We start from the raw sequence: 23,992 nt of genomic DNA on the forward strand, positions 1-23,992 counted from the left end.
TCTGTTTTCCATCTATAGTCTCAATCCAATCTCTGGAGCAATTTAGCATTGGTAGCATTTCCCGAGTGATTCCTCTGTTGAGTCGCCACTCTTAACCGCATGAAAAGAAAACAGGGCAAAAATGGATAGAGTTAGAATCGGCTGCAACTATTCGAGGCAACCCTTCTGGAAGGTATGCCTCGGTGTTCCGCTCATATATCTGCCGATTATTACAACCGTGCCTTTCGTGGTTGCCGGTGTTTTTTTGATTAAGACCCACTTGAGATACGTCGGCGGCATGGACATCAAATCCTACTGGGATTTTGTACCTGCCTGGATTTCTCATCGGTATGGAAATTCGGAGCAACCCACCATCAATGTTTCCCAGCTTCATTTTGCCCACTACAGGTTTTTCTGGATATTTAACTGTAAGCTCTACTGTCCGTTGAGCGTTGCACTCTTCAGGTATGCCGTATACCTGGTGAAAATAGTGGAAAACTGGTGGTGTCCCTTTGCCCACGACCAGAAACAGGATTATGTAGAAGGCGCTATCGACAAGTCCTTTTGGCATGTGGACCCGGATGAACTAAACAAGTTGCATCCCGACGACAAGGAGAACCGGATCTGGAATGAGAAAAGGGCGCAGTAGCTCGTTTCAGTTCAGAACGGCTATTACGGGTTGAGCATCAGGCTTGGATATGTTGGATACAAGATCCATACAGTCAAGCCATGAGCCAGGCCCTTTAAAAGAGGTGTAAAACAATGACGATCAAATGCGGTAAGGTTGTAAGTCACACAGTAGCCCAGGCGTGGGGTACCGGAAAGGTGGTAGAGGTTGGTCCCGTCAGTGCGACGATTCTATTCAGTGACGGAGTTACCAGGAAAATTGCCTCCTCCCATTACACTAACCTTTTACCGGCCGATCCGGCTTCATTCGTGCCGATTCCCGAAGTTATCCCCGTTGCCAAGGTGCGGGTGGCGGCCAAACGGGTGAAAAAAGTGAAACAAGTGGAAATCTGAAATTGATGCGCTTGTTTGCAAGACCTCTTCGCCTCGTTTCTCTGTTTTGATGGTGAAGCGGGGCTGGAGGGGCCAACAGCCCCGCTACAGGCGAGCAGTGACTGATAGAGAAACGCTACCCCGAACCACTTCCAGGAGCCGAATTCCTGGCGCATGGCGACGGTTACCACTACACAGGGCGGCCGTAGCGGGCATCGGCCATCAAGGACTCGATATCTTCGCCGTGGGCCCGCCGCCGTTGGTGAGCATCTCCATCATTTTGCCGGAATCCCATGTCTTCCACCCGGCATTCGCTCCTGTAAGCTGTCCCTTCCGCAGGTGGCAAACGTACCGCCACAATTTCCCCTTTTTCACCTATGCTCAACAGGGCCAGTGGTACCATCAGTTATCTCCTTAAAACCTGTAAGCAATTCCTGCCAGGTATGCAACATCAGCTTCGGGGCCATTCAGGCCTCCTTTGATACCCAGATCCAGATCCAGATCCTCAGTCACCGAATAGATCACTCCTCCGAGCAGGAAGGCTGGCCAGGCGTGGGAGCCACGATTACCGTTTGTTTCCACCCCAATATTGGCCACCAGCTGCAGGTCCTTGACAACTTCACAGGATGCTGCTGCCGAGGCATGCCAGATGTTGTTGCGGTTGCTCTCCTTGTCTGCATCAAGCTTGAACTCGGTTCTGGTATAGGCGGCGTTTACGTGGAAGGTGAACGGCTCAAGTTCCTGAGAGGCGATCATGGTTACCCCGTAAGAGACTTTGCCATTGCCCAGCCCACGGTTCTCGTTGCCGGAGGGAATTGTCAACCCAGGCTTTACCGCCATGCTGAAGCCCTTGTAGTTCAGAAAACGCCATTTGAGCTCCAGCGAGACGTCGCCCGCGCCGTTCTCGTCACCGGTCAAGATGCCGTCTTCCTTGACCCGGCTCCAGACCCATGGAGCGCCGATGACCAGATCCACGTTATCGAAGATGCCGGCAGAAAATGCCGCTGCCAGTTCTGCGCCGGTCTCCCTGGTCTCCACTCCGTCGAACCCTTCCTTGTCCCGGCTTACTTCGCCGTTCATTTCCAGTTGAAATTTACCCTTCCCCTGGGTTCCAGTGTCATCAGTAATCAACGGGTGTGCCGCGAATGCTGAACCGCTCAAGCCAACGACAAGACCACCAATTACCGCCAATTTTCTGATCATACCGGGACTACCCCCACTGATTATTATTTTTAACTCTTGGCTGCCGCGTTACGTCTGAGCGATGCCTGGCAAAGGTTATACAATGCGAAGGCTGCGAAGCTGCCGGTGATCTTGAATATTATTTTCAGTCAATGAAGAGAAAGGCAGCCTGTTGGAAGAAGAACTGCCGGTCAGGCATACGGACGGTGATGCGCCTTTGGACAAATCAGCAGCCATCCGGCTGCGGCAACAGCGGAAGGTTTCGGCAAGGCAAAGGCTGGCCTGGGGCTCGCCGTAGATCTTCCACGGGCCTTGGCAGGTGAAGGGAATTCGCGCCAATCCCATGAATCCGACCACATCCTTCAGGGGATATCCGAGGAAAATACCGATCTCATGGGGAAACGCGCCGGCAGCAAGACACCTGGCAAATCGATCGAGAACCTGTGGGAGAGCCACCCCAGACGCATAACCTGCACGGGCCAGGATGGCACGAACAGCGGGTTTTTCGAGGAGATTGGCGAGCGCATCGGGGCGATAAAGGAGAAGCAGCACAGAATCTCCCCGGTCTGTCAGCTCGTAGGCCTCCAGGGGGGTGGTCGCCACGACAGTTTTCCCCCACTTTTTCCAAAGCTGGTACGGATTTCTGCCGCATGCGTACGTGCGGTTCGGAATGGGAAAGAGGTTTGCCGGCTTGATGCCGGCGACTACCTCTGCCGATTCAAGGGCCAGAAAAGAAGCAAGGCATTCCCTGGGCTCAATAAAACGCGTGGCTATATCTCTCCAGACCGTCCGGCGAGAGCTCGGTTCTTTTGCCGGAACATCTTTGCCGGCATTGGCCCCAGTATGGAAAACATGATCGCTTAAAAGCTGTGATTGCCCCACTTTCTCCTCCAAAGAAAAATATAAGGTGAATTTACGGAAATTGAAAATCAATGTCAATCAAAATTTGCTATTGGAGCCTTGATGTCTCTGAGGAGGCATGGAAATAAAAAATCTAACCAATTGTCAATTATAAATAAGGGGTTTGTATAAAGCCGCAAAAGAGCGGCTTCAGCAGCCTGGGCTGAGTGTCATCCAACTTTTCGGCATCAGCCAGGGCACTGGCTTGTCCGGCCTTTCCCCAAGACGACATTCCCGCGGAATAAAGCTGCTGCGTCGCCCATGGTCTCGGCGGCAAGCCTTGCAGGAGATTCATAACTCTCATCCTTCGGACCAAGTGCGTGGAGTACCCTTGAAGTCTCCTGCAAGACCGGGATCACATCGTCGGGCTGTTGCAACGAATGGGCTAATGTCTGCAGCGTTTGGCGAATGATCTGTGCGGTAGCTGGTGGGATATCCTCATGCTTATGTGCCTCATGCAGGTGCAGAAGGCATTTGCCGATGGCAAGGGTTGACAGTGCGCCTTCGACCACGGCAAGATGGTCGGCATCTGATTTTTTGGCTAAGACTACCAGGCGGATGACACGATGTTGCAGCCTTGCCCGCAGTCGTTCCAAAACCGTGGCGGAAGTACTTGCGGCCATGATTTCCAGGTCGCCGACAATGGCGGTCAATATGGAGCGAAAGCGTATAGTCGGATCGATGGGCAACAGGTAGCGGAAGGAGGCCCAGGCGATGCCGATGCCGATGACGGTAGCCATGGCGCCCTCCAACTGGATCGGGGCCGGAGCCGTGACTACCACCCCCGGCTGCTCAACGAACATGAAGATAAGGGTGGCGTCGGTGGCAGCGGCAACCGTTTTTCTGTACTGCATGAGAAAAACGCCGATCAGGATCAATGGCGCAATTACAAGGCCTTCGATCAGCGGATCGTTCAAACCCTGCAGCAATACCAACCGGCAGAAAAGACCCAATGCAGCTCCTGTGGATGCGCCGATCAAGACCTGGGTCAGGGTGGCGGAAGGATGCTCTCTGGTTGAAAAGAGGCTGACCATGATGGATGTCACCATCAGCATCGGTAATGATTGTTCCCATCCGCTTACCTGCCAGATCAGGGCGACGGCAAGTATGGCTGCTGCAGCACGCAACGCGGCTCGTCGGGCTTCTTGCCAGTCACGGTGGCCGATAAGCCTGTGCACTGGTTCCGTTTCCGGGGCATTGGTCTCGGTGGACAAAGCGGCCTTCAGGGATTTCACTAACTCACCAAGGGACTCGCCAAGAAAGGGCAGATGAACAGTTGCCTCGGCTGAAACCGTCTGCAATTCGGCTACTCCGCTTTCTTTTATTTTTCCGGAAACATGCTCCAGATGGAGGGCGAGTGTCTCTCGCCAGGATACATCTTGGAATTCAGCGCCATCATGCCTGTAGAACCGCTCTCCTGCCAGTCTGCCGGCAGCCAGCAAAGACAGAAGAGAGGCTATGAGGCTTCTGATCTGCCGCTTTTTCTTCTTGAAACGCAGTGAACCCGCTCCAACCATGTCCAGCATGCCTTCGATCTCGGCAATTTCCAACAGGATTTCCTGCTCCTGCCTGACCAGCCTTTCTCCATCCCCCTGGCGCAGGAGTTGGGCCAGCCATGCCACGGTTTCCCCCGCAGCCGTCTGCAGTCGGTTCAGATATTCTCCCCTGGATTGCCGGGGGGTAAAGAGCAAGGTCGTTGTCGTGGCGACGATGATGCCGACGATGGTACCGGCAATCCTGCCGAAGGCCAGGTCCTGCAGATGGTGCGGGTTCTGCAAGGTCCGCACGGCAATGATGGCACAGGTACAGCCTGCCAGCAGGCAGGCATAGGAACGAAGACCGGAAAGCAGATTGCCGATGCCGACGCAAACTGCCAGCCAACAAGCAAGAGCGATGGTCACAAGAAGCGGTGAACCGGCGTTCAGCATGAGCAACAGTCCTGCCACCGAGCCGATGGCTGTGCCGACCAATCGGTAGTAGCCTTTCTCCAGCAAAAGCCCCTGTGTAGGCTGGATGACGATGATTGCCGTCATTGCCGCCCAGTACGGACATTCGAGTTTGAGGATTTCGGCGATGGCAAGGGCGGCAAGAGCTGCTGCCGTGCCACGTAGTGCGATGTTTATTTTCCGGTTCCTGCCTTGAGAATGATTTTTCATTGTTTTCCATTATTCAGTTGCCGGTGCAAGTTTCCCAGGTTGTCTTCCAGGCGCAGAATCAATCTCGCCATCTGTGAAACATCGCTTTCGGTGAATTCCGTGAGCAGCTTGTTTTCAAGGGTGGTAACAGTTTTTTGTATCCGGGCAACCAATGACTTTCCCTCAGCAGTCAGACTCAACAACTTGGCGCGGCGGTCGGTCGCGTCTTCCACCCTCTGAATCAGGCCTTTGGCAATTAGAGTATCCAGGAGTCTGACAATGGAAGGTCCCTCGATGCCGATGGAAGCCGCCAGATCCTTTTGACGGGTCCCATCTCCAAGGAGCCGAAGATGTAGAAGAGGCCTCCAGGTGGCATCGGTCAGTCCCACGGCCTGTATTTCCATGTCCAATGTCTTTCGCCAGCGTCTTGTCAGGCGGGAGAGATGGAAGAGCAGGTTGCTACGGTCAATGGCTTTTGAGTGTAAGGTATGCATTATTAATTGATAGCATACAATCTATTTGTTTGCTATGTTTTTGTGCGAGCGCAATTTTCTAAAGGTTCATTGCATCGGTCATTTTCGCATTTTCTGCGGGGACTGCGCCCCCATCTCCGATTGATAGAGATGCTTGAGCGGTTAGAGCGGCAGTGTCATGACCGGAGATAAATGCTTATTGTGACATGGACCACAATGGTGGCCCTTTTTGCAATTTCATCTTGACCGGTTATCTATCACCGATTAATATGCGAATTAATATTCGCATGAGGTGGTTGATGTTACAAAAAAAAAGTACTCGCGTCCGCAAGGAAGAGATCGTTCAGGCTGCCCTTGAGGTGATCGGCCGTAAGGGGGTACGTGCACTTACCATCTCCGCCATTGCCGATGCAGCTGGCATGAGTGAGGCCAACATTTATCGTCATTTTGCCGGCAAGGATGAGATTTTCTCTGCGCTTGGGGAATTCATCGGCAGTGCGGTCATGGGCAAGGCAGCTACCATTGCCGGAGGAAGCCGAAAGCCGCTGGAAAAACTGGAAATCATCTTCTTCTCCCATATTGCTCTTCTAGCAGACCATCCGGGGATACCACGTTTCGTTTTTTCCGACGATATTCATCTTGGAAACCGCAATCTGGCGGACATGCTGGCAGTGCGCATCAATAGCTACATTGAAACCATAACCGGCGTCATTGCTGCAGGGGTTGCCGAAGGCGAGCTGAGGCAGGGGCTTGCTCCCCGGCAAACCGCCCTGACCCTCCTCGGCATGATCCAGTTCACCGCCATGCGATGGAATATGAGCAATGCATCCTTTGATATTCAAGCAGAGGCGGAAAAGCTCTGGCAAAATTTCATTTCTCTGGTCGGCTGATTTTTTTTCGCATATATGTGAGCAGATAATCACTTTACATTGCATTTACTATATAAATCGATTATAGAGATTATGTCGGGAAATGAAATGAAGGTGAAGAACCAGCAGCAAAAATTATCAAGGAGGAATTGCCCGATGAGTGATTCCCGAGCAGAGAACAATGACGTCCAGATAAGAAAATCGATCCGGTTGCTTTTCCTTTTGTTGTTAGCGGTTTCCCCTTCGCCGCTCTTTGCTGCTTCACCTCTGTCCCTTGATGAAGCATTGGTGATGGCTCTAAAAAAACACCCCCAGCTGATCGAGGCAAGAGAAAACGTGAATGGCTCCGAGGCCAGGACAGGTCAGGCTCTGGCTAACTACTATCCCCAGATCAGTGTCGTTGCCGATTGGAGCAAGGGGCGCTCCTTTTTTGGTCCTCTTGAAAGAGCGATATCAACAGAGGTACACACGGAAGCCATGTACCTGAAGCAGACCATATATGATTTCGGTCGCACAAAGGGATCAGTTGACGCAGCGCAGAGCGCTCGTGAGGCTGCAGCTGAAACTGTGGCCATTGCGCGGCAAGACGTAGCTCTCAGGGTGCGCATTGCATTCTATCTTCTGCTGGCCGCTGAGAAACAGGTTCTGGCCACCGGGGAAACAGTCCGGGCGCGGGAGGCAGTCTTTCAGCAGGCTCAGGAATTCTTCATTCAGGGAATCAGGGCAAAGGTTGAGGTGTCCAGGGCAGAAGCAAATCTGTATGCAGCCAAGACCGCCCTGATCCGGGCGGAGAACAACAGGGACCTTGCCAAGGTCGAACTGGCCAACTCCATCGGCATTCCATCATTGGCCGACCGCCAACCTGTGGCACCGGCGATTGGTTCAGCACCTTTACCCGATGAGAGCCAGGTGCTGCAGGAGGCAATCAGCCGCAGGTCAGAGCTGAAGCAACTGGATTCCTTGGGATCGGTGGCAGCGGCAAATCTCAAAACGGCAAGAAGCGGGTATCTCCCAATCCTGTCAGGTACCGCCAGTGTCGGCTACGCCGACCGGAGTTTTCCTCCTGGAGACAATGTCTGGGGAGTTGGTTTGAACCTGACAATGCCGCTCTTCAGCGGGTTTTCCACCAGGGAGCAGGAAAAGGAGTCCTTGGCGGCACTGCGGGGGGTTGAAGCCCGGAAAAATAGCGTGAAGTTGCAAGTAGTAAAGGATGTTAAATTCGCCTGGCTCGGGGTCAGGGAGGCAACCGACCGTATTGTCTCGACGAAAAAGGAAGTGGCGGCGGCCGGGGAGAATCAGGCTCTGGCCATGGGCCGCTACCAGGAAGGAGTCGGCACTATCGTCGAGGTAACCGATGCTCAAGCTCAGGCACTGGATGCGGACACGGCCCACATCCAGGCGGTATATGATTACCAGATCGCCCTGGCCCGTCTTGACCGGGCTGTGGGAAAAGAGTGAGAAGCATTTTCAAAGGGGTGGAGTATGGAACTGTTCAAAACATTGAAGCAGAAGAAGTACCTGATCTGGGTCGTGACCCTGGTAGCTGTAGTCATCCTGCTTAAAGTCACTCTTCTTGCACCGAAGCGGGTCAAGGTGGTCAGGGTTGAAAAACGTGACCTGACGGCTGAAGTATATGGCAACGGCACCGTGGAGGCCAAGGTGGTGGTTGGCGTCTCGAGCAAGATCACCGGCCGGATTGTTGAGCTTTATGCCGATCAGGGTGATCGGGTGAAACGGGGACAGCTTCTGGCCAAACTGGATAATGACGATTTTCTGCAGCAGGAGCAGCAATCTTTGGCAGGGCTCAATCGATCAGCAGCCAGCTTAAATGTCGTACAGGCGAACCTGCAGAAGGCAAAAGCCAGTCTGGTTCTTGCTGAAAAAAATGCCAACCGCTTCAAAAATCTGGCTGAAAAAAATCTTGTCTCAAAACTGGAGGCAGAGCAGTACGATACTGCTTGCCGGGTGGCCAGGGAAGAGGTGGCCCGAAGTCAGGCGGAGGTGAAGGCCATGCATATGGAGCAGCGGGCAAGTCGCGCCAATCTGGGCTTTGCCCGGAGCAAAGCGAGCGACACCCTTATTTATGCCCCCCAGGACGGCATTATTATCACCCGTGATCTGGAACAGGGGGCGACGGTCACTCCAGGTGTGTCGATCTTTACCATGGCCGATCCCCGAGTCGTCTGGGTCAAGGCAAACGTGGATGAGTCGCAGCTCAAAGGAGTGGCAATCGGCAAAAAAGCCATGATCACCTTGCGTTCTTCAGCGGCTGAACCGGTTCCCGGCCGGGTGGCCCGACTGGGGCATCAGAGCGACCGGGTGACTGAAGAGCTGGAAGTTGACGTGGCCTTTACCGACACCTTAAAAGACTTCCGGTTGGGTGAACAGGCGGATGTTTATATCGTCACCGGGACGAAAAAAGACGCTCCTTCACTCCCCTCAGCCGCCATTGTTACCAAGGAAAAAAAGCGGGGAGTCTGGGTCATTGTCGAGGGGAGGCTTGCCTTCAGACCGGTGACTGTTGGCATCGAAGATCGCCGAAATTCCAGTGAAATTCTTGCCGGGCTTGACGGAACCGATCAGGTTGCCTTAATACACCCCTCAAACATGGCAAAGTTCAAGGATGGCATGCGGGTGAGGCAGTCGCCATGAATCTGGCCATCAGGGATATACGTTATCACCGGGGGAGGTTCATTCTCACCTCCATCGGACTGGGACTGCTCCTAGGGATAGTAATGAGCATGGGGGGGATCTACCGCGGTCTGGTAGCCGATGCCCTTGAGATAATGACTGCCACCGGAGCTGACCTGTGGGTAGTGCAGGCGCATACGAACGGCCCCTTTGCCGAAAGCTCGAGGATTCCCGAAGACGTCAAATATCGCATACAGGCAGTGCCTGGAGTAGAAAAAGCATCTCCCCTTTCATTTCAAACCATCCAGATCGAGAGAAAGGGGAAACAGTTCCGATTCTTTCTCATCGGCTATAACCTCAGTGGCTTGGGGGGGCCGCCGAATATCATCGCCGGCCGGGATATCCGGCAAAAGCATTATGAGATGGTGGCGGCCAAAGGAATGAAGATGAAGGTGGGCGAGAAAATTCACCTGGGGCTCCACGATTACACGGTCGTGGGTATTACGGACAGGATCGTTTCATCCGGCGGTGACCCGGCAGCTTACGTGAGTCTGGCTGACGCCCAGGAAATACAGTTCAAGAAAGACAACAATGCCATCAGAAACAATCGGGCACGGATCGGAGCAAGTCTGGCCGGCAATCAGTCACTCCCTCCGGCTCAGGCAGGATCCCTCCTGCAGGACGTTACCAACATAGCCGAATCTACCCACACTGTAAACGCGGTGGTGGCACGACTGACTCCCGGGGCGAACCTTCATGAGGTGCAGGAGCGGATCAGCCGTTGGAATCACTTTCGTCCCATTTCGGCGGAAGAACAGACAAAGATCCTCACCAAGGGCATGATTGAGCAGGCGCGGATGCAACTGGGGCTTTTCCGGGTCATGCTGCTGGTAATATCAGGGGTCATCATTGCCCTTATCATCTATACTTCGACCATGGACAAGATCAAGGTTATAGCTACCCTGAAGCTGATCGGCGCCCAAAACCGGGTCATCATCGGCATGATCCTCGAGCAGTCACTTTTGATGGGTCTGATCGCCTATGGCATCGGCTACCTGCTGATCAACCTCACCTATGATAATTTTCCGCGCCGTGTTGTCCTGCAATCATTTGACCTGCAGGTTCTCTTCGTCATAGTTCTCGTAATCTGTACCATTTCAAGCTTTGTCGGCATACGCAAGGCGTTCAAGGTCGAGCCGGCTGAGGCCCTGGGGGGGTAAATACCATGTATGCCGTTGAAGTGGAACAACTGACAAAAAGGTACGGCAAGGGTGATACCCTGGTGACCGCCATTGCCGACGCCACCTTTCAGGTCAGGCCGGGGGAGCTGGTCGCCATTCTTGGTCCCTCCGGGTCGGGGAAGACTACCCTCCTTACTTCGATCGGTCTGATCAATGAGCCGACCCATGGCAAGGTTGTCATTGACGGAGAAAAGGTGGCCGACGAAGGATGGCTGCCGGGACTGGATCTGAAGAAGCTGCGTCGGGAAAAGCTGGGTTTCATCTTCCAGGCCCACAACCTGATCCCCTTTCTCACCGCCCTGGAAAACGTCATGATCGCCCTGGAAATCAACGATCTGCCAAGGAAGGAAGCTAAAGCCAGGGCCATCGAACTGTTCCATGCACTTAACCTCGGCCATCGCCTCAACAGCTACCCCATGTCCCTTTCCGGTGGGGAAGCACAGCGCGTAGCCATTGCCCGAGCCATGGCCAACAAGCCGAAGGTAATCCTGGCCGATGAACCGACCGCGGCATTGGATACGGAAAACGGGAAAAACGTCATGACTCTTCTGAAAAAGCTGGCTGTGGAAAATCAGTCGGCCATTCTCGTCGTTACCCATGACCATCGTATGGTGGAAGGCTTCGACCGTATTTTCCATGTGAGCGACGGCAGGATTGCCGCCAGGCTCACCGCTCGGGGGAGTGAATTATTCTCGACGCCGACCGGCGACTGAACGTGCTGCGGCCGTTACCAAGGTGATGAAACAATGAACAGACTGCTCGACTACCGGTTTCTTATCCCGATGGCGCTGCTCCTGGGCTTAGCGCCATTTTTTCCCAAACCGCATCTGGTGGAGAAACTCAGCATGCTGCTGGCCGGCACGTTGAAAAGGCCCATCGATGTCTTTGACCTGCTTTGGCATATTTGGCCTTTTGTTTCGCTTGGTTACCGGGTATTCCTGGATTTGAGGGCGCGAAAACAATAATCGCAACTACCGCTCGGTTTCGTCGGCACCACCATGGACGGGTCTTCGCGCTCTGCCCAATCCCCTGATCGTCAGTCGTGGCAGCTGCAGCTGCATGAGCAGGCAAGGCCGGCGGCCTTGCCGAAGGCTTCCTTTCCTTCCTTCCACGATAAATATGCGATGATCAATGCTCCGATTGCATCGAGACTGCCGATGCCGGTCAACTCATAGCCGACGCTGGCAGCCATCAGCACCAGGGATAGATAGAGACATGCCCTGGAGCAGGCGGCGTCGGCCAGGATGGCAGGGGACGAGAGCGCCTTGCCGACCTTCATTTTCTGCCGGATCAGCAGCCACATGAAAGAGATGGAAACACTGGAGATGACAATTCCCCAGAGGGTGGTTTCCGGCTTGTGATGTTGCACCATATTGATGACAGCCGACGCTATCAGGCCGGCTGTCAGGATGTAAAACGCCCCACCGGTGATCCTGAGGGCGGTCTGCTCGAACCTGTCCCGCTCTTCTTCACCATTGATCCTTATCCTGCCGAGCATGTGCCACACCCCTACCGCAGAAATGACCTCGATGAAAGAATCGACTCCGAAGCCGAAGAGCGCCAGGGTTTCATCTGCAGCACCGAGTCCCATGGAGGCGACTCCTTCCACAAGATTGTAGATAATGGTAATAACTGCGAGTAGATGCGCCTTCCCATAGAGATCCTTTATTCCTTTTCCACCCATACTGGCCGCACTCCTTTTTGCTTATTCTGCAGCTACCTTTTACGAAACAATTACAGAAACAATCCTTTAAGAACTTACAATAGTAGATAAGTACTTAATTTACAACGGGAGATCCTCATGAAAATTTTGCTGGTTTATCCGCACTATCCGGATACTTTCTGGAGTTTTCGCCATGCATTGAAGTTCATCGGCAGGAAGGCCAGTTTTCCCCCCTTGGGTCTTCTTACTGTGGCTGCCATGCTCCCGGCCCAATGGGAAAAGAAGCTTGTGGATATGAACGTAGCCGAGCTGACCGACAGGGATATCAAGTGGGCTGACCTTGTCTTCATCAGTGCCATGAGTATTCAACGGGAGTCGGCAGAAACGGTTATCAGTCGTTGTCGTAATCTGGGGGTGAAAACCGTTGCCGGTGGTCCCCTTTTCATCGCCTTCCACGATCAATTTTCCCAAGTGGATCATCTGGTGCTGGGAGAGGCAGAGATAACCCTCCAGAGATTTCTTGACGATCTGGAAATGGGCGTGCCCGGCCACATTTATCAAGACGAACGCCGCGCCGATCTGGCCGACACCCCTGTGCCACTTTGGGAACTGGCAGATCTGCGCAAATATGCGGGAATGAACATTCAGTATTCCAGGGGGTGCCCCTTCGACTGCGAGTTTTGCGACATCACAGGGCTGTTTGGGCGCAAACCCCGGACCAAGCAAACTGCTCAGCTGCTGGTGGAACTGGAAAGTCTGTATTCAAGAGGTTGGCGTGGATCAATCTTTTTTGTAGACGATAATTTCATCGGCGACAAGCAAAAACTTAAAAGGGAAATTCTGCCTGCCATAAGGGGCTGGATGGAGAAGAGAAACCATCCTTTCTATTTTTACACGGAGGCGTCCATAGACCTTGCCGATGACGGGGAATTGATGCGGATGATGGTCGAGGCCGGTTTCCAGGAGGTCTTCATCGGCATAGAAACCCCCCATGGCGAGGTGCTGACCGAGATTGGAAAAGTACAGAATAAGAACCGGGACCTTCTTGTTTCGGTAAAACGCATACAGCAGGCCGGCCTGCAGGTGCATGGCGGTTTTATCGTCGGTTTCGACAGTGACCCGCCAACGATCTTCGACAGCCAGATCAGGTTTATACAGGAGAGCGGCATTGCCACGGCTATGGTCGGGATACTCACCGCCCTTCGCGGCACAAGGCTTTATCAGCGTCTGCGCCAGGAGGGAAGGCTTATTGGCGATGCTACCGGCAATAATATGGCCGTCTCCCTCAACTTCGTGCCGAGGATGGAAAGGTCTGCCCTGATAGGCGGCTATCGTGCCTTGCTCGATCATATCTACTCTCCGGATAATTATTACAAGCGGGTGAAGAAGCTTCTCAAGGAATACCGGCCGCTATACACCGGCAGATTCAATGTTCAACGGGGCTACCTGCCAGCTCTCTGGAAGTCAATTTTTTTTCTGGGTGTCCTGGGCAAGGAGCGGGTCCAATTCTGGAACCTTTTCTTCTGGTCGCTTTTGCGCAAGCCTCGGCTTTTCCCGTTGGCCATCACCTATGCCATATATGGTTTTCATTTCAGAAAAATCACAGAAAAGCTCAGAGAAAATGTGGCCTAAAATAGTTAGTAAAATTTTAATAACAAATTACAATTAAAAATGTTGACATTGATGTTGGTTAGATTAAAATAAGTTTAAATTTTGTGGGCCGACAGGAACCTGTTTACAGGCAACTGCAACGATATCTGGCGGAATCGAATGGGAAAAAATAGAAAATGCATCTGATGCTTTGGCCGGGGCGCTGCTCCTCCTTCGGGCACCCGGCTCTTTTTTTCTCTGAAAAACCCTTCCAATTTAACCTGAGCAGGGAAGATTCCATGCAGAAAATTTGCTGTTTGTCCTGATGCTGACCAATACGTTCATTCATCAACTTCCCGCAGGATCTGCAGCTCCGCCTGCCGTTGAAAATCCCCTTATACGGCCCGATGAAGATTAGCTCCTGTAGTTACCGTACCACGAGGAAATTATGGATAAAGCTTTACGGCTTTTGATTGTAGACGATTCAAGGGATGATGCAGAGCTGATGCTTCATACCCTTAATCAGAATGGATATGAAACCAAATACCAGGTTGTCGACACTTTGGAGGCAATGCGCGCTGCTCTGGAAACGGAAGAGTGGGACATCATCTTTTCAGATCATGCCATGCCACATTTCAGCGCTCCTGAAGCCCTTGCCGTGGCAAAGGAGTTGCATCCCGAGCTGCCGTTCATAATACTTTCCGGCGAAATCGATCTCAATCTGGCTGTTTCCCTGATGAAGGGGGGAGCGCAGGATTATATTCAGAAGAGGGAAATGGCCCGCATCGTTCCGGCAATAGAGAGGGAGCTGCGGGAAGTTGAAGCCTGCCGCCAGCGCAGGCGCATGGAAACGGCACTATTGGCATCGGAAATCCGTTACCGCCGTCTTTTTGAAACAGCCAAGGATGGCATTCTGATACTGGATGCCGACACCGGGAAGATTACCGACGCCAATCCATCGCTGATGGAGATGCTTGGCTGTTCCAGCGATGAGTTGATCGGCAAGAAGTTATGGAAGACGGACATTTTCGCCGATACCTTTGCCAGCAAAAGGGCATTTAACGAGCTGGAAAAGAAGGGCTACATCCGATATGACGATATGAGTCTGAAAACTCGCGAGGGCCAGCAGATAGATGTGGAGTTCATCAGCAACGTCTATCCGGTTGACGACATGAAGGTGATCCAATGCAACATGCGCAATATCACCGACCGCAAAAGGGCCGAAGGCCAGGTTAAAATCCTGGATACCTATCTGGAAGCCAGGGCGGCCGAGCTGGAAGCCGCCAACAGTCAGCTTGAGGCTTTCAACTACACTGTATCCCACGACCTCCGGGCACCGTTGACCAACATCAACGGTTACTGCCAGTTGCTGATGGAGCTGTGCCGCAACATCCTGGAACCGAGGTTCATGGGTTACCTGCAGGAAATAAACAACGGCGTTTTGCGGATGAACAGACTTATCGACAGCCTTCTCAACCTTTCGCTCGTATCACGGGCTGAATTGCACCGGGAAAAGGTAAATCTTTCCCAAACGGCAAAGGCGGTGGCAGCGGAGCTCAAGTTGATGGAGCCGCAACGGAAGGTGACCTTTAAAATAGCTGACGATGTGATGGTGTACGGAGATGTAAGCCTGCTGCAAGTGGTAATGGAGAACCTGTTTGGCAATGCATGGAAATACACCAGCAAAAGGGATTTGGCGCACATTGAATTCGGCGTTACGGATCATGGCGGGACGCGCGCCTGTTATGTCCGGGATAATGGTGCAGGCTTTGATATGACCAATGCAGAAAAACTTTTTAATGTCTTTCAGCGCCTGGATGACACTGGGGAATTTGAAGGATTCGGCATCGGGCTGGCAACGGTGAAAAGGATCATTCAGAGTCATGGCGGCTGGATAATCGGTGAGGGTGAAGCAGGCAAAGGTGCAACCTTTTACTTTACCCTGGATGATCAGCTTCAGTACGAGACCATAAATATAGAGAAGAAAGGAGAAGTCATCATGGCGCAGACCTAATCCATTGGAGCTGACAGGTTGTGTACGAAGTACATCCAATATTGCAAGGAGGAATAAATGAAAAAGCTTATCCTTTTTTCCCTGGTCATTGCATTTCTTCTTAGCGTAAGCCTCTCATGGGCTGCAGATGAAGCTGACAAGCCGGCTAATTATCTTGCTATCAAGGGTGGTATTTACTCTCCCAGCAATGATTTTGACGTACAGCACATTCCTGGTGACAGCACCTTTAGCCGCCTTGACAACAAAATCGGGTTTGCTGGAGAGGTTGCTTTTGGTCGTTATATCATGCCGGCGGTTGCCATGGAGCTTGGAGCCGGATACTTTGAGAGCAAAGGCTCCGGGGAAGCTGTTGCAGGTCAAGACGCCAGGCTGAGGGTCGTGCCAGTGGTCCTTACAGCAAAGGTACTACTTCCTCTTGGGCCGGTCGAACCCTATGGTGAGTTTGGCGTAGGAGGTTATTTTTCCAAGGTTCGCGATTTCAAAATTGATGAAAGTACAAATACGAAGGCAATGTTCGGTCTTCATGCCGGGGCGGGGCTCAATTTCAACATTACCGACGGTTTCTTTTTGGGCCTTGAGGGAAGATACCTGTGGACGGACGACTCATGGGGCAGTTCGGATGCAAAGCTGGACGGCTTTATTACCATGGCAGCTCTCGGTTTCCGTTACTGAGGCCATGCAGCTGTTGTCATGGGATCATTCGGGGAGCTGACGGTGATGTTCAATAAAAGCATGAGCAAGATCTGATGGCAGGCATTTCACATTGCCTGCCATCAATGTTTTCTTGCTGTCGCAATTGCTATTTGACTATGAGATTGTTTTTTACCTCTCTGACACCCTCCACGCTGCTGGCAACTTCGCCTGCCCTTTTCACGCTTTGCGGGGAATCGACAAAGCCGCTCAGCTGAACCTTGCCCTGGTAGGTCTCAACGGCAATCTGCATCACTTTCAAAGCAGGATCCCCCAGAATTGCCGATTTGACCTTCGTCGTGATCACTGAATCGTCAAAGTATTGACCTGCGGTTTCATTCTTCTGGTGGGATGCGCATCCCCCCAGCATCAATATCAAACCGAAGGTAAGCATGGATCTTGTTATGAGATTCATAACAGCCTCCTATATGGGTTTAAGTTAACTATAACTAATTGCACAGGTGTGTCAATTTATGTCTTACTGCTGAAAACCGGGGAGGAGAGGAGGCATCAAGGGTGGAGGGAGTGACATTTAGAGCTTGTGCAGATCGATCATCTTTTCGTTGCAAAGATATTCGGTCTGGGAGATACGGGTTGTCCTTGCAAGTTTTGCTACAATATCACGGATTTTTCCCATCTCCTGTCGAATCTGCTGTAGAGCGGACGATGCATGCTCATGATGGGAATTATTGTCTTTTTCCAGCATATAGAGGGAACCGTAAATAGATGTTAAGGGATTATTGATTTCATGGCTCAGGGCAATGGCCATTTCCTTGAACAGTTTCAGCTTTTCAAGTTCCATGGACTGCCGGGCAAGGCTTTGGGCAGCCAGATGGGATCTTATCCTTGCCAGCAGTTCCTGGGGATAAAATGGTTTTACAATATAATCCACGGCACCGGCCTCAAAGCCCTTTACCTTTTCTCTTTCTGCATCCATGGCAGTGATGAAGATGATGGGGGTGTCTCTGGTTTGTTCAGCATGTTTGAGCTTTCTGCACACCTCGTAGCCGTTAAGTGCAGGGAGATGAACATCGAGCAAAATGAGGTCAGGAGGATTTTCCAGGGCAATGGCAATACCTTGCGCTCCGTCATCACTGAAATCGAGCACATAGCTGCCCGATAAAATATCTGCCAACTGGGCCTGTGCAACACTGCTGTCTTCTATAACCAGTATTCTTGCCATGAATGAGCCCTTTATCTTCGCGAAAAAAACAATATTCTATCTATTTCATATACCTTGTCAACGTTGGAAAGAGAGATGAGGGCGGAAATATAAATGAAAAAGTTGAAATTTAGTTATAGTGAACAAATTATGGTTGTATTAAAAAACACACAGTGGGGGTGGGTGATGGAAAAGTCCACCCAACGGCCTTGAAAATGCAGTTATTGCGTGAGTTGTGGTGGGCTGCGAAAATGATGTGCATGTGCCGGAAGTAGCTTTTTAAACCATTTTTTAACTTGACTAGAAGAAGGTCCTTAAGTAGAATGCGGTTCTAATTTTTGCCGGAAGACGGTTCCTCCCACTGTCTTTAGCGGTCTGAATAATCAGATTTCAATGTCGTTCTTATTACAAAAGATCTTTGCTGATCTTGTTTGTAAACATCAAAACAAAACAGGAGGAAGAAAATGTCTGAGTACGGCACCCTGCAAGACCGCGTCCGTTGTAAATCCCTCATGAACAAGGTCATGAAGGCTGAGGACACAATCCAGTTTTTCAAAAACGGTATGAACTTGGGTTGGTCCGGCTTTACCCCTGCCGGTTATCCCAAAGAGGTCCCCATCGCTCTTGCCGAGCATGTTGAAAAGAACAACCTGCAGGGCAAGTTGAAATTCAACCTTTTCATTGGCGCCTCTGTTGGTGCCGAGACCGAAGACCGCTGGGCCATCAACGATATGATCGACCGCCGCTGGCCTTATCAGACCGGTAAGAATATTGCTGCAGGCATCAATGAAGGTCGCATCCGCATGGGGGACAAACACCTTTCCCTTTTCGCCCAGGACCTTGGCTACGGCTTCTACACCAAGGATACCGAGTCCGGAAAGCTGGACCTCGCCATAATCGAGGTTTCGGCCATAACCGAGGATGGCGGCCTGGTTCCCACCACGTCATGCGGTGTCATTCCCGAGATACTTATGGTTTGTGACAAGATCATCGTCGAGGTAAATACCGGTGAGCCTTCTTTCGAGGGAATCCATGACATTATCTCCTGCAAGACCCCGCCTAATCGTGAAGTTTTCAATATCACCAAGGCCGGCAGCCGTATCGGGACCACCTACTGCCCCTGCGATCCGAGCAAGATCATAGCCGTTGTCGAATCGAAGCGGCGTGACAAAGGGCGTGCCTTTGCCGAGCAGGATGATACCTCCGAGGCCATTGCCAACCACATCATCGACTTCTTCAGCCATGAAGTGAAAATGGGCAGACTGCCGAAAAACCTGCTGCCGCTCCAGTCCGGCGTCGGTTCCATTGCCAATGCCGTCATCGGCGGCCTGGCAAAGGGTCCTTTCTCCAACCTGACCGTCTATACCGAAGTACTTCAGGACACCATGCTCGACCTGTTCGACTCGGGCAAGCTTGATGCCGCTTCATCCTGCTCCCTGTCCCTTTCCGAGACCCCGGGTTTCCCCCGCTTCTTCGAGAACTGGGACAAGTACTTCGACAAGATCACCCTGCGTCCGCTTTCCATCTCCAACGCTCCTGAGCCGATCCGTCGCCTCGGGTGCATCGCCATGAATACTCCGGTCGAAATCGACATCTATGCCCATGCTAACTCTACCCTTGTTGGCGGTACCAGGATGATCAACGGCCTCGGCGGTTCCGGCGACTTCCTCCGCAATGGCTTCCTCAAGATCATGCATACTCCATCGAGCCGTCCTTCCAAGACTGACCCGAACGGCATCTCCTGCGTAGTTCCGCATTGCTCGCACATCGACCACACCGAGCATGACCTGGACTGCGTCGTTACCGAGCAGGGTCTGGCAGACCTTCGTGGTATGGCTCCGAAAGACCGCGCCAAGCGGATCATCGAGAAGTGTGCCCACCCGGATTACAAGCCGATCCTCACCGAGTACCTCAGCATTGCCACAGCTGATTGTCTGAAGCGCAAGGTGGGGCATGAGCCCCAGTTGTGGGACCGCGCCTTCAAAATGCACCTCAACCTGGAGCGCAACGGCACCATGAAGATCAAGAACTGGGATGTGAAGGTCGACCTCTGCGAGTAGAGATCATTGAATTCATGTAATGCAATGCAGGCCCCGCGGATTTTCTCCGCGGGGCTTTTTTTGTTGGCGTGGCTTCGGGAATGAATGACCGAGCTGCTACGGCGACTGAACAAACGGACGAAGTCTCGGCAACCTGGCCCTTCAACTAAAATGTTTGGCGAAAGACACTTTTATTTATCCGGCAATTTCCCGGTTGCCTGGAATAATCCCTTCATCTTTAATGTCTGTGTTGTAGAAGCTGCCGGAGTCGTTCAGGAATCGATGACGGCAAACAACGCATCGACGATCTCCGGATCGAGATAAGTGCCGCGCATGCCGTCGATTGTTTCAATGATCTGCTCCCGGGAAAGTTTGCTGCGGTATGGCCGGTCCACGGAGAGCGCATCGTAGACGTCTGCGACAGCCACGATCCGGGCTTCCAACGGGATATCGTTTCCCTGCAAGCCTGAAGGATAGCCACGCCCGTCATAGCGTTCATGATGATAGAGGACGATGTTCTGTACGGCCTCAGAAAGGTTTGCCTTGCGAACCACGGTGCATCCCCAGACCGAGTGATTCTTTACCAGCTCGAATTCCTCCTCTGTCAGTTGGCGGGGGGCATTCAGTACCGCCTCCGGAACGCCGATCTTGCCGCAGTCGTGGAGCCAGCTGCCGAATTTGATTTCTTCCTGTTTGTTCTCGCTCACACCTAGTTTTATCGCGATCTGCATGGCAATGGTGGCCACACGGTCGCAGTGCCCTTTGGTACAGGCATCTTTCAGCTCGATGGTCTGCGCCAGGGAATGGAGGACGAATTCGTCCTCTCTCTTCAGGGATTGCAAGATGCGAAATCTGCGGATACCGTCCTTTACAGCCTTGACCATCTCCGTGTCTTTCCATGGTTTGACGACAAAGCGGAAAACTTCACCATTGTTGATTGCGGAAAGGGTTGTGGCCAAGTCGGCGCTGCCGGTCATCATGATCTTCACCGTATGTGGTGAAATCTCCTTGATCTTTGCCAGCAGCTCAAGTCCGTTCATGCCGGGCATCTGGTTGTCGGCCACAACAACGGCAATTATATTCTGGTTGACAATCTGCAGCGCTTCAATCCCCGAACTGGCTGTCAGAACAGTGAGTCCCCTGTTTTCGAAGAGCCCGCGCGTGTAGTCAAGATAGACCTTCTCATCATCGACAAAAAGAATGGTTTCCGCCATTTTTACCCCTCGATACAGCAAAACGCACAGAGTATACTGTTGAACTATTCGGCGTTTATGGCGTAAAACTTAGCCTGAAATTCACCCCACACTTCTTTATTTGCCAATTTGGCGCAAACCGGCTATCCTTGCTGCTGCTTGAAACCACCACCAAAGAAATGGAGTCCGCATGCTCACTATTTGCAGAAGCGCCGCAGTTATGCTCATTCTTTTTGCCTTTCCTTACCTTTCCCATGCCGAAGGCCCGGTATCGACAGCCGGTCCGGCTGATATACCTGCTGCACAGACGGCGGCTCCGGCTGTAATCGTCGAGCCGGCGCCAACCGGAGAGACAAAGGCGGAGCGGGCGATAAAGTTCGGCTACGTGGATATGGTTAAAATCGGTAACGATTCCAGCCAGGGGAGGGCGGCCAAGGCCAAATTCGAGGCCAAGGCCGATAAATACAAAGGACAGATAGCTGCAAAACAGAAACAGCTTGAGAAGCAGAAGAATGCCATTCAGGCAAAACTGGCCACCATGAGCCCCGAACAGCGGGCAGCCAAGGCCAAAGAGTTCGACAAAAAGGTTAATGATTTCCAGAAATATGTGCAGAAAGCGGAAAAGGAGATGCAGGATCTGCAGGAGGAAGTTTCCCGCAAGCTCTTTCTTGACCTTGAACAGGCAGTGGACGCCTATGGCAAAGCTAACGGATTCACTGCCATATGTGTCAAGAAGGATGTTCTTTATTTAGCCAGTGGCGTTGACGTCCAGGATGTTACAGACTCGATCCTGAAACTGGTGAATGAAAAAGGATCGAAACCTTGAACCTTTGAATTTGGCTGAATGATAAAAGGCCTGCCGATGCAGGCTTTTTTTATGTCATCCGCTACTAATGAACTGCTTCACTTGTATTGATCCAAAACAATAAGAGTAAAGATGGAGAGAGAAGATGATTCACCTGTCTAGCATCACAAAACAGCACGGTTCACAGCTGCTCTTCCGCGACGCTTCGTTCCAGATTCTGCCTGGCAGCCGCACCGGCCTGGTGGGCCCTAACGGTGCGGGCAAAACCAGCATCTTCCGCATCATTACCGGCGAAGAGGAGGTGGATGCGGGGGAGATTACCCTGGCAAAGAATACCATCATCGGCTACTTCTCCCAGGATGTGGGGGATATGGCAGGGCGTTCCGCCCTGGCGGAGGTCATGGCCGGCGCCGGGGATACGGTTCAACTGGCAGCCGAGCTTAAAAAGATGGAGGAAGCCATGTGTCTGCCGATGGCGGACGATGAAATGGCTGAACTGCTTGAACGGTACGGCATTGCCATGGAAGAATTCGAACACAAGGGAGGCTATGATCTGGATTCTCGCGCCCAGGCGGTGCTGACCGGGCTCGGGATAGGTCCGGACCGGTTCAACCATTCAGTGGAATCCTTCAGCGGTGGCTGGAAAATGCGCATCGCACTGGCGAAGATCCTGACCCTGAATCCTGATGTACTTCTTCTGGATGAGCCGACCAACCATCTGGATGTGGAATCCATCGTCTGGCTAGAGGAATGGCTGGCAACGGAGTTCAAGGGGGCTCTGCTCATGACCAGCCACGACCGTGACTTCATGAACCGCATCGTCAGCCGTATCGTAGAGGTGGCCAACAAAACCGTCACCACCTATGGCGGTAATTACGATTTTTACGAGCGGGAGCGCGCTGTTCGCCATGAGCAGCTCCTGGCAAGCCATAAGCGGCAGCAGGAGATGCTGGCCAAGGAAGAGGAATTTATTTCCCGTTTTGCTGCCCGTGCCTCACATGCTGCCCAGGTTCAGTCCCGGGTGAAAAAACTGGAGAAGATTGATCGGATCGAGATACCACCTGAGGAAAAAACGGTGCGCTTTCAGTTCAATGAGCCGCCGAGAAGCGGTGACGATGTGGCCGCAATGGACCGGCTGGGGAAGTGCTGGCTGACCCCGGACGGCATGGAAAAATCAGTGTTCGGCGGCGTCTCGGGTATCATTCGCAGGCAGAACAAGGTGGCGGTGGTCGGGGTTAACGGTGCCGGCAAATCGACTTTTTTGAAGATGCTTGCCGGACAGACCGAACCGACGACCGGCAGCGTCGCCTTGGGTGCCAATGTGGAGGTGGGATACTTCAGTCAGCATGCCATGGAGCTTCTCGATGCAAGAAAGACGGTGTTCGAGACGATGCAGGATGCCATGCCTCTTGCCAACATCGGCGTCATCAGGAACCTCCTTGGCGCATTTCTCTTTCAGGGGGATGCAGTGGATAAAAAGGTAGGCAACCTGTCCGGGGGAGAGAAAAGCCGGGTGGTGCTGGCAACGCTGCTGGCCAGGCCAGTGAACTTCCTCATTCTTGATGAACCTACCAACCATCTGGATATCAGATCCCGTGAGATTCTGCTGGAAGCGCTGCAGAGCTTCACCGGCACAGTAGTACTGGTCAGCCACGACCGGCATTTTCTCAGGTTGCTGGTAAATCGTGTTTTTGAGGTTGATCATGGTGAGATGAGGGTCTACGAGGGAGATTATTCCTACTATCTTGCAAAATCACGAGCCGAGGCTGCTTGAGGTGGAGCTGGCTCAGATTTCTTCCCCACCATTCAGGGACTGCGTTCTCACCTTCACCGGCAGACTGCGGCCGGTCAGCTTGCGATAAAGGCCGGCAAGGAACCTGATAGTTACCACCTTGTGGATATAGGCCTGGGTCAGCCTGTAAGAGACTTTCCTCAACCGGGAAGGCCTGCTGCTTCCCAGGAGGAGCGGACAGTAGTCGCTTAATTCGACACTTACGGTGACATCGCCGCCAAATCCTTTTGCCGTAAGACGAAACCTGCCCCGCTCACATTCTCCTTGTTGGACTAGAAAACCGCCAGAGAGGCAGAGAGTTACTTCGTATGACTCCGGATCCCCATGTATTACAGGGGGAGAGAAGCTGAGCAGGCTGAGGCTGGACCCCAACAGGCGGAAATGTATGCCCCCGTTGACCTTCGCTGGCCTGATAAGAGTCAAGGTGCATCGCCTGATATGGCTCAAATAAAGGTCAAGGAGTTCAGGGGGGAACTCCGGCAATTTTAATACTTCATGCTCTATCTGTAACCATTGTTTTGAATATACTGAGGCATCGGGCAGCAGAACCTGCTGTGACCACACCTCCAGTTTTTCATCATCTCTGATTGGCAAAGCTTCCCTCCGAGCTGGCAATTTAGACAGTTTATCACCTT

The 23,992-nt window shown here is 52.4% G+C and carries 24 protein-coding genes; 14 read left to right on the top strand and 10 right to left on the bottom strand.

The genetic code is table 11. The features are described from left to right. The first annotated feature begins 121 nt into the window (after positions 1-121). Both GEOB_RS03585 and GEOB_RS03590 read left to right on the top strand, forming a co-directional pair. On the top strand, positions 122-628 hold the full coding sequence (locus tag GEOB_RS03585; RefSeq protein WP_012645815.1) for a hypothetical protein: 507 nt from the start codon (positions 122-124) through the stop codon (positions 626-628). Between the two features lie 113 nt (positions 629-741). Beyond that, on the top strand, positions 742-999 hold the full coding sequence (locus GEOB_RS03590; RefSeq protein ID WP_012645816.1) for a hypothetical protein: 258 nt from the start codon (positions 742-744) through the stop codon (positions 997-999). A 169-nt stretch (positions 1,000-1,168) separates the two neighbouring features. On the opposite strand, the gene GEOB_RS03595 is transcribed toward GEOB_RS03590, so the two are convergent. From GEOB_RS03595 to GEOB_RS03615, 5 genes are all read right to left on the bottom strand, one after another. After that, positions 1,169-1,381, bottom strand: a complete 213-nt coding sequence (locus tag GEOB_RS03595) for a hypothetical protein (protein ID WP_041267051.1) — start codon at positions 1,379-1,381, stop codon at positions 1,169-1,171. Positions 1,382-1,392: 11 nt separating this feature from the next. Then, on the bottom strand, positions 1,393-2,181 hold the full coding sequence (locus GEOB_RS03600; RefSeq protein ID WP_012645817.1) for a transporter: 789 nt from the start codon (positions 2,179-2,181) through the stop codon (positions 1,393-1,395). Positions 2,182-2,256: 75 nt separating this feature from the next. Then, entirely contained in the window at positions 2,257-3,042 is a 786-nt protein-coding gene (locus tag GEOB_RS03605; protein ID WP_012645818.1) for a DUF3793 family protein, read from the bottom strand. Positions 3,043-3,248: 206 nt separating this feature from the next. Then, complete coding sequence (locus GEOB_RS03610; RefSeq protein ID WP_012645819.1) at positions 3,249-5,216, bottom strand: FUSC family protein; 1,968 nt, start codon at positions 5,214-5,216, stop codon at positions 3,249-3,251. After that, entirely contained in the window at positions 5,213-5,689 is a 477-nt protein-coding gene (locus GEOB_RS03615; RefSeq protein WP_012645820.1) for a MarR family winged helix-turn-helix transcriptional regulator, read from the bottom strand. Before GEOB_RS03615 ends, GEOB_RS03610 begins: the two co-directional genes overlap by 4 nt. 278 nt (positions 5,690-5,967) lie before the next feature. Between GEOB_RS03615 and GEOB_RS03620 the strand changes: the two genes are divergently transcribed. From GEOB_RS03620 to GEOB_RS03645, 6 genes are all read left to right on the top strand, one after another. Continuing rightward, positions 5,968-6,558: a TetR/AcrR family transcriptional regulator gene (locus tag GEOB_RS03620; protein WP_012645821.1), complete on the top strand. Its 591-nt coding sequence runs from the start codon at positions 5,968-5,970 to the stop codon at positions 6,556-6,558. Positions 6,559-6,693: 135 nt separating this feature from the next. Further along, the gene (locus tag GEOB_RS03625; protein WP_012645822.1) at positions 6,694-7,995 is read left to right on the top strand and encodes a TolC family protein; all 1,302 of its coding nucleotides are present in this window, start codon (positions 6,694-6,696) and stop codon (positions 7,993-7,995) included. Between the two features lie 24 nt (positions 7,996-8,019). Continuing rightward, positions 8,020-9,189, top strand: a complete 1,170-nt coding sequence (locus tag GEOB_RS03630; RefSeq protein WP_012645823.1) for an efflux RND transporter periplasmic adaptor subunit — start codon at positions 8,020-8,022, stop codon at positions 9,187-9,189. Next, positions 9,186-10,388, top strand: a complete 1,203-nt coding sequence (locus GEOB_RS03635; protein ID WP_012645824.1) for an ABC transporter permease — start codon at positions 9,186-9,188, stop codon at positions 10,386-10,388. The genes GEOB_RS03630 and GEOB_RS03635 overlap by 4 nt, the downstream gene beginning before the upstream one ends. Positions 10,389-10,393: 5 nt before the next feature. After that, complete coding sequence (locus tag GEOB_RS03640; RefSeq protein ID WP_012645825.1) at positions 10,394-11,122, top strand: ABC transporter ATP-binding protein; 729 nt, start codon at positions 10,394-10,396, stop codon at positions 11,120-11,122. Positions 11,123-11,155: 33 nt separating this feature from the next. Then, positions 11,156-11,374 (top strand): hypothetical protein, encoded by a 219-nt coding sequence (locus GEOB_RS03645; protein ID WP_012645826.1) that lies wholly within the window; start codon positions 11,156-11,158, stop codon positions 11,372-11,374. Between the two features lie 71 nt (positions 11,375-11,445). Here the strand turns inward: GEOB_RS03645 and GEOB_RS03650 are convergent, their stop codons facing one another. Next, a complete protein-coding gene (locus GEOB_RS03650) occupies positions 11,446-12,093 on the bottom strand; it encodes a cation transporter (protein WP_012645827.1) in 648 nt (215 codons plus the stop codon). A gap of 117 nt (positions 12,094-12,210) precedes the next feature. On the opposite strand from GEOB_RS03650, the gene GEOB_RS03655 reads away from it, so the two are divergent. From GEOB_RS03655 to GEOB_RS03670, 3 genes are all read left to right on the top strand, one after another. After that, positions 12,211-13,704, top strand: a complete 1,494-nt coding sequence (locus tag GEOB_RS03655) for a B12-binding domain-containing radical SAM protein (RefSeq protein ID WP_012645828.1) — start codon at positions 12,211-12,213, stop codon at positions 13,702-13,704. Between the two features lie 406 nt (positions 13,705-14,110). Beyond that, positions 14,111-15,676 carry a sensor histidine kinase gene (locus GEOB_RS19215; RefSeq protein WP_012645829.1) on the top strand — a complete coding sequence of 522 codons (1,566 nt, stop codon included), beginning with the start codon at positions 14,111-14,113 and terminating at the stop codon, positions 15,674-15,676. Between the two features lie 57 nt (positions 15,677-15,733). Beyond that, entirely contained in the window at positions 15,734-16,348 is a 615-nt protein-coding gene (locus tag GEOB_RS03670) for an outer membrane beta-barrel protein (protein ID WP_012645830.1), read from the top strand. 127 nt (positions 16,349-16,475) lie between these two features. On the opposite strand, the gene GEOB_RS03675 is transcribed toward GEOB_RS03670, so the two are convergent. Next, positions 16,476-16,781 carry a BON domain-containing protein gene (locus tag GEOB_RS03675; protein ID WP_012645831.1) on the bottom strand — a complete coding sequence of 102 codons (306 nt, stop codon included), beginning with the start codon at positions 16,779-16,781 and terminating at the stop codon, positions 16,476-16,478. A gap of 117 nt (positions 16,782-16,898) precedes the next feature. Further along, a complete protein-coding gene (locus GEOB_RS03680) occupies positions 16,899-17,549 on the bottom strand; it encodes an ATP-binding response regulator (protein WP_012645832.1) in 651 nt (216 codons plus the stop codon). A gap of 443 nt (positions 17,550-17,992) precedes the next feature. Between GEOB_RS03680 and GEOB_RS03685 the strand changes: the two genes are divergently transcribed. Continuing rightward, entirely contained in the window at positions 17,993-19,588 is a 1,596-nt protein-coding gene (locus GEOB_RS03685) for an acetyl-CoA hydrolase/transferase C-terminal domain-containing protein (protein ID WP_012645833.1), read from the top strand. A gap of 251 nt (positions 19,589-19,839) precedes the next feature. Here the strand turns inward: GEOB_RS03685 and GEOB_RS03690 are convergent, their stop codons facing one another. Beyond that, on the bottom strand, positions 19,840-20,781 hold the full coding sequence (locus GEOB_RS03690) for an HD domain-containing phosphohydrolase (protein ID WP_012645834.1): 942 nt from the start codon (positions 20,779-20,781) through the stop codon (positions 19,840-19,842). Between the two features lie 169 nt (positions 20,782-20,950). Between GEOB_RS03690 and GEOB_RS03695 the strand changes: the two genes are divergently transcribed. After that, on the top strand, positions 20,951-21,586 hold the full coding sequence (locus tag GEOB_RS03695; RefSeq protein WP_012645835.1) for an OmpH family outer membrane protein: 636 nt from the start codon (positions 20,951-20,953) through the stop codon (positions 21,584-21,586). A gap of 124 nt (positions 21,587-21,710) precedes the next feature. Beyond that, positions 21,711-23,339, top strand: a complete 1,629-nt coding sequence (locus tag GEOB_RS03700; protein ID WP_012645836.1) for an ABC-F family ATP-binding cassette domain-containing protein — start codon at positions 21,711-21,713, stop codon at positions 23,337-23,339. Positions 23,340-23,351: 12 nt separating this feature from the next. Here the strand turns inward: GEOB_RS03700 and GEOB_RS03705 are convergent, their stop codons facing one another. Next, positions 23,352-23,951 (bottom strand): hypothetical protein, encoded by a 600-nt coding sequence (locus tag GEOB_RS03705; protein WP_012645837.1) that lies wholly within the window; start codon positions 23,949-23,951, stop codon positions 23,352-23,354. Positions 23,952-23,992 lie beyond the last annotated feature (41 nt).

Origin of the sequence: Geotalea daltonii FRC-32, assembly GCF_000022265.1 — a bacterium.
GTDB classification, from domain to species: domain Bacteria; phylum Desulfobacterota; class Desulfuromonadia; order Geobacterales; family Geobacteraceae; genus Geotalea; species Geotalea daltonii.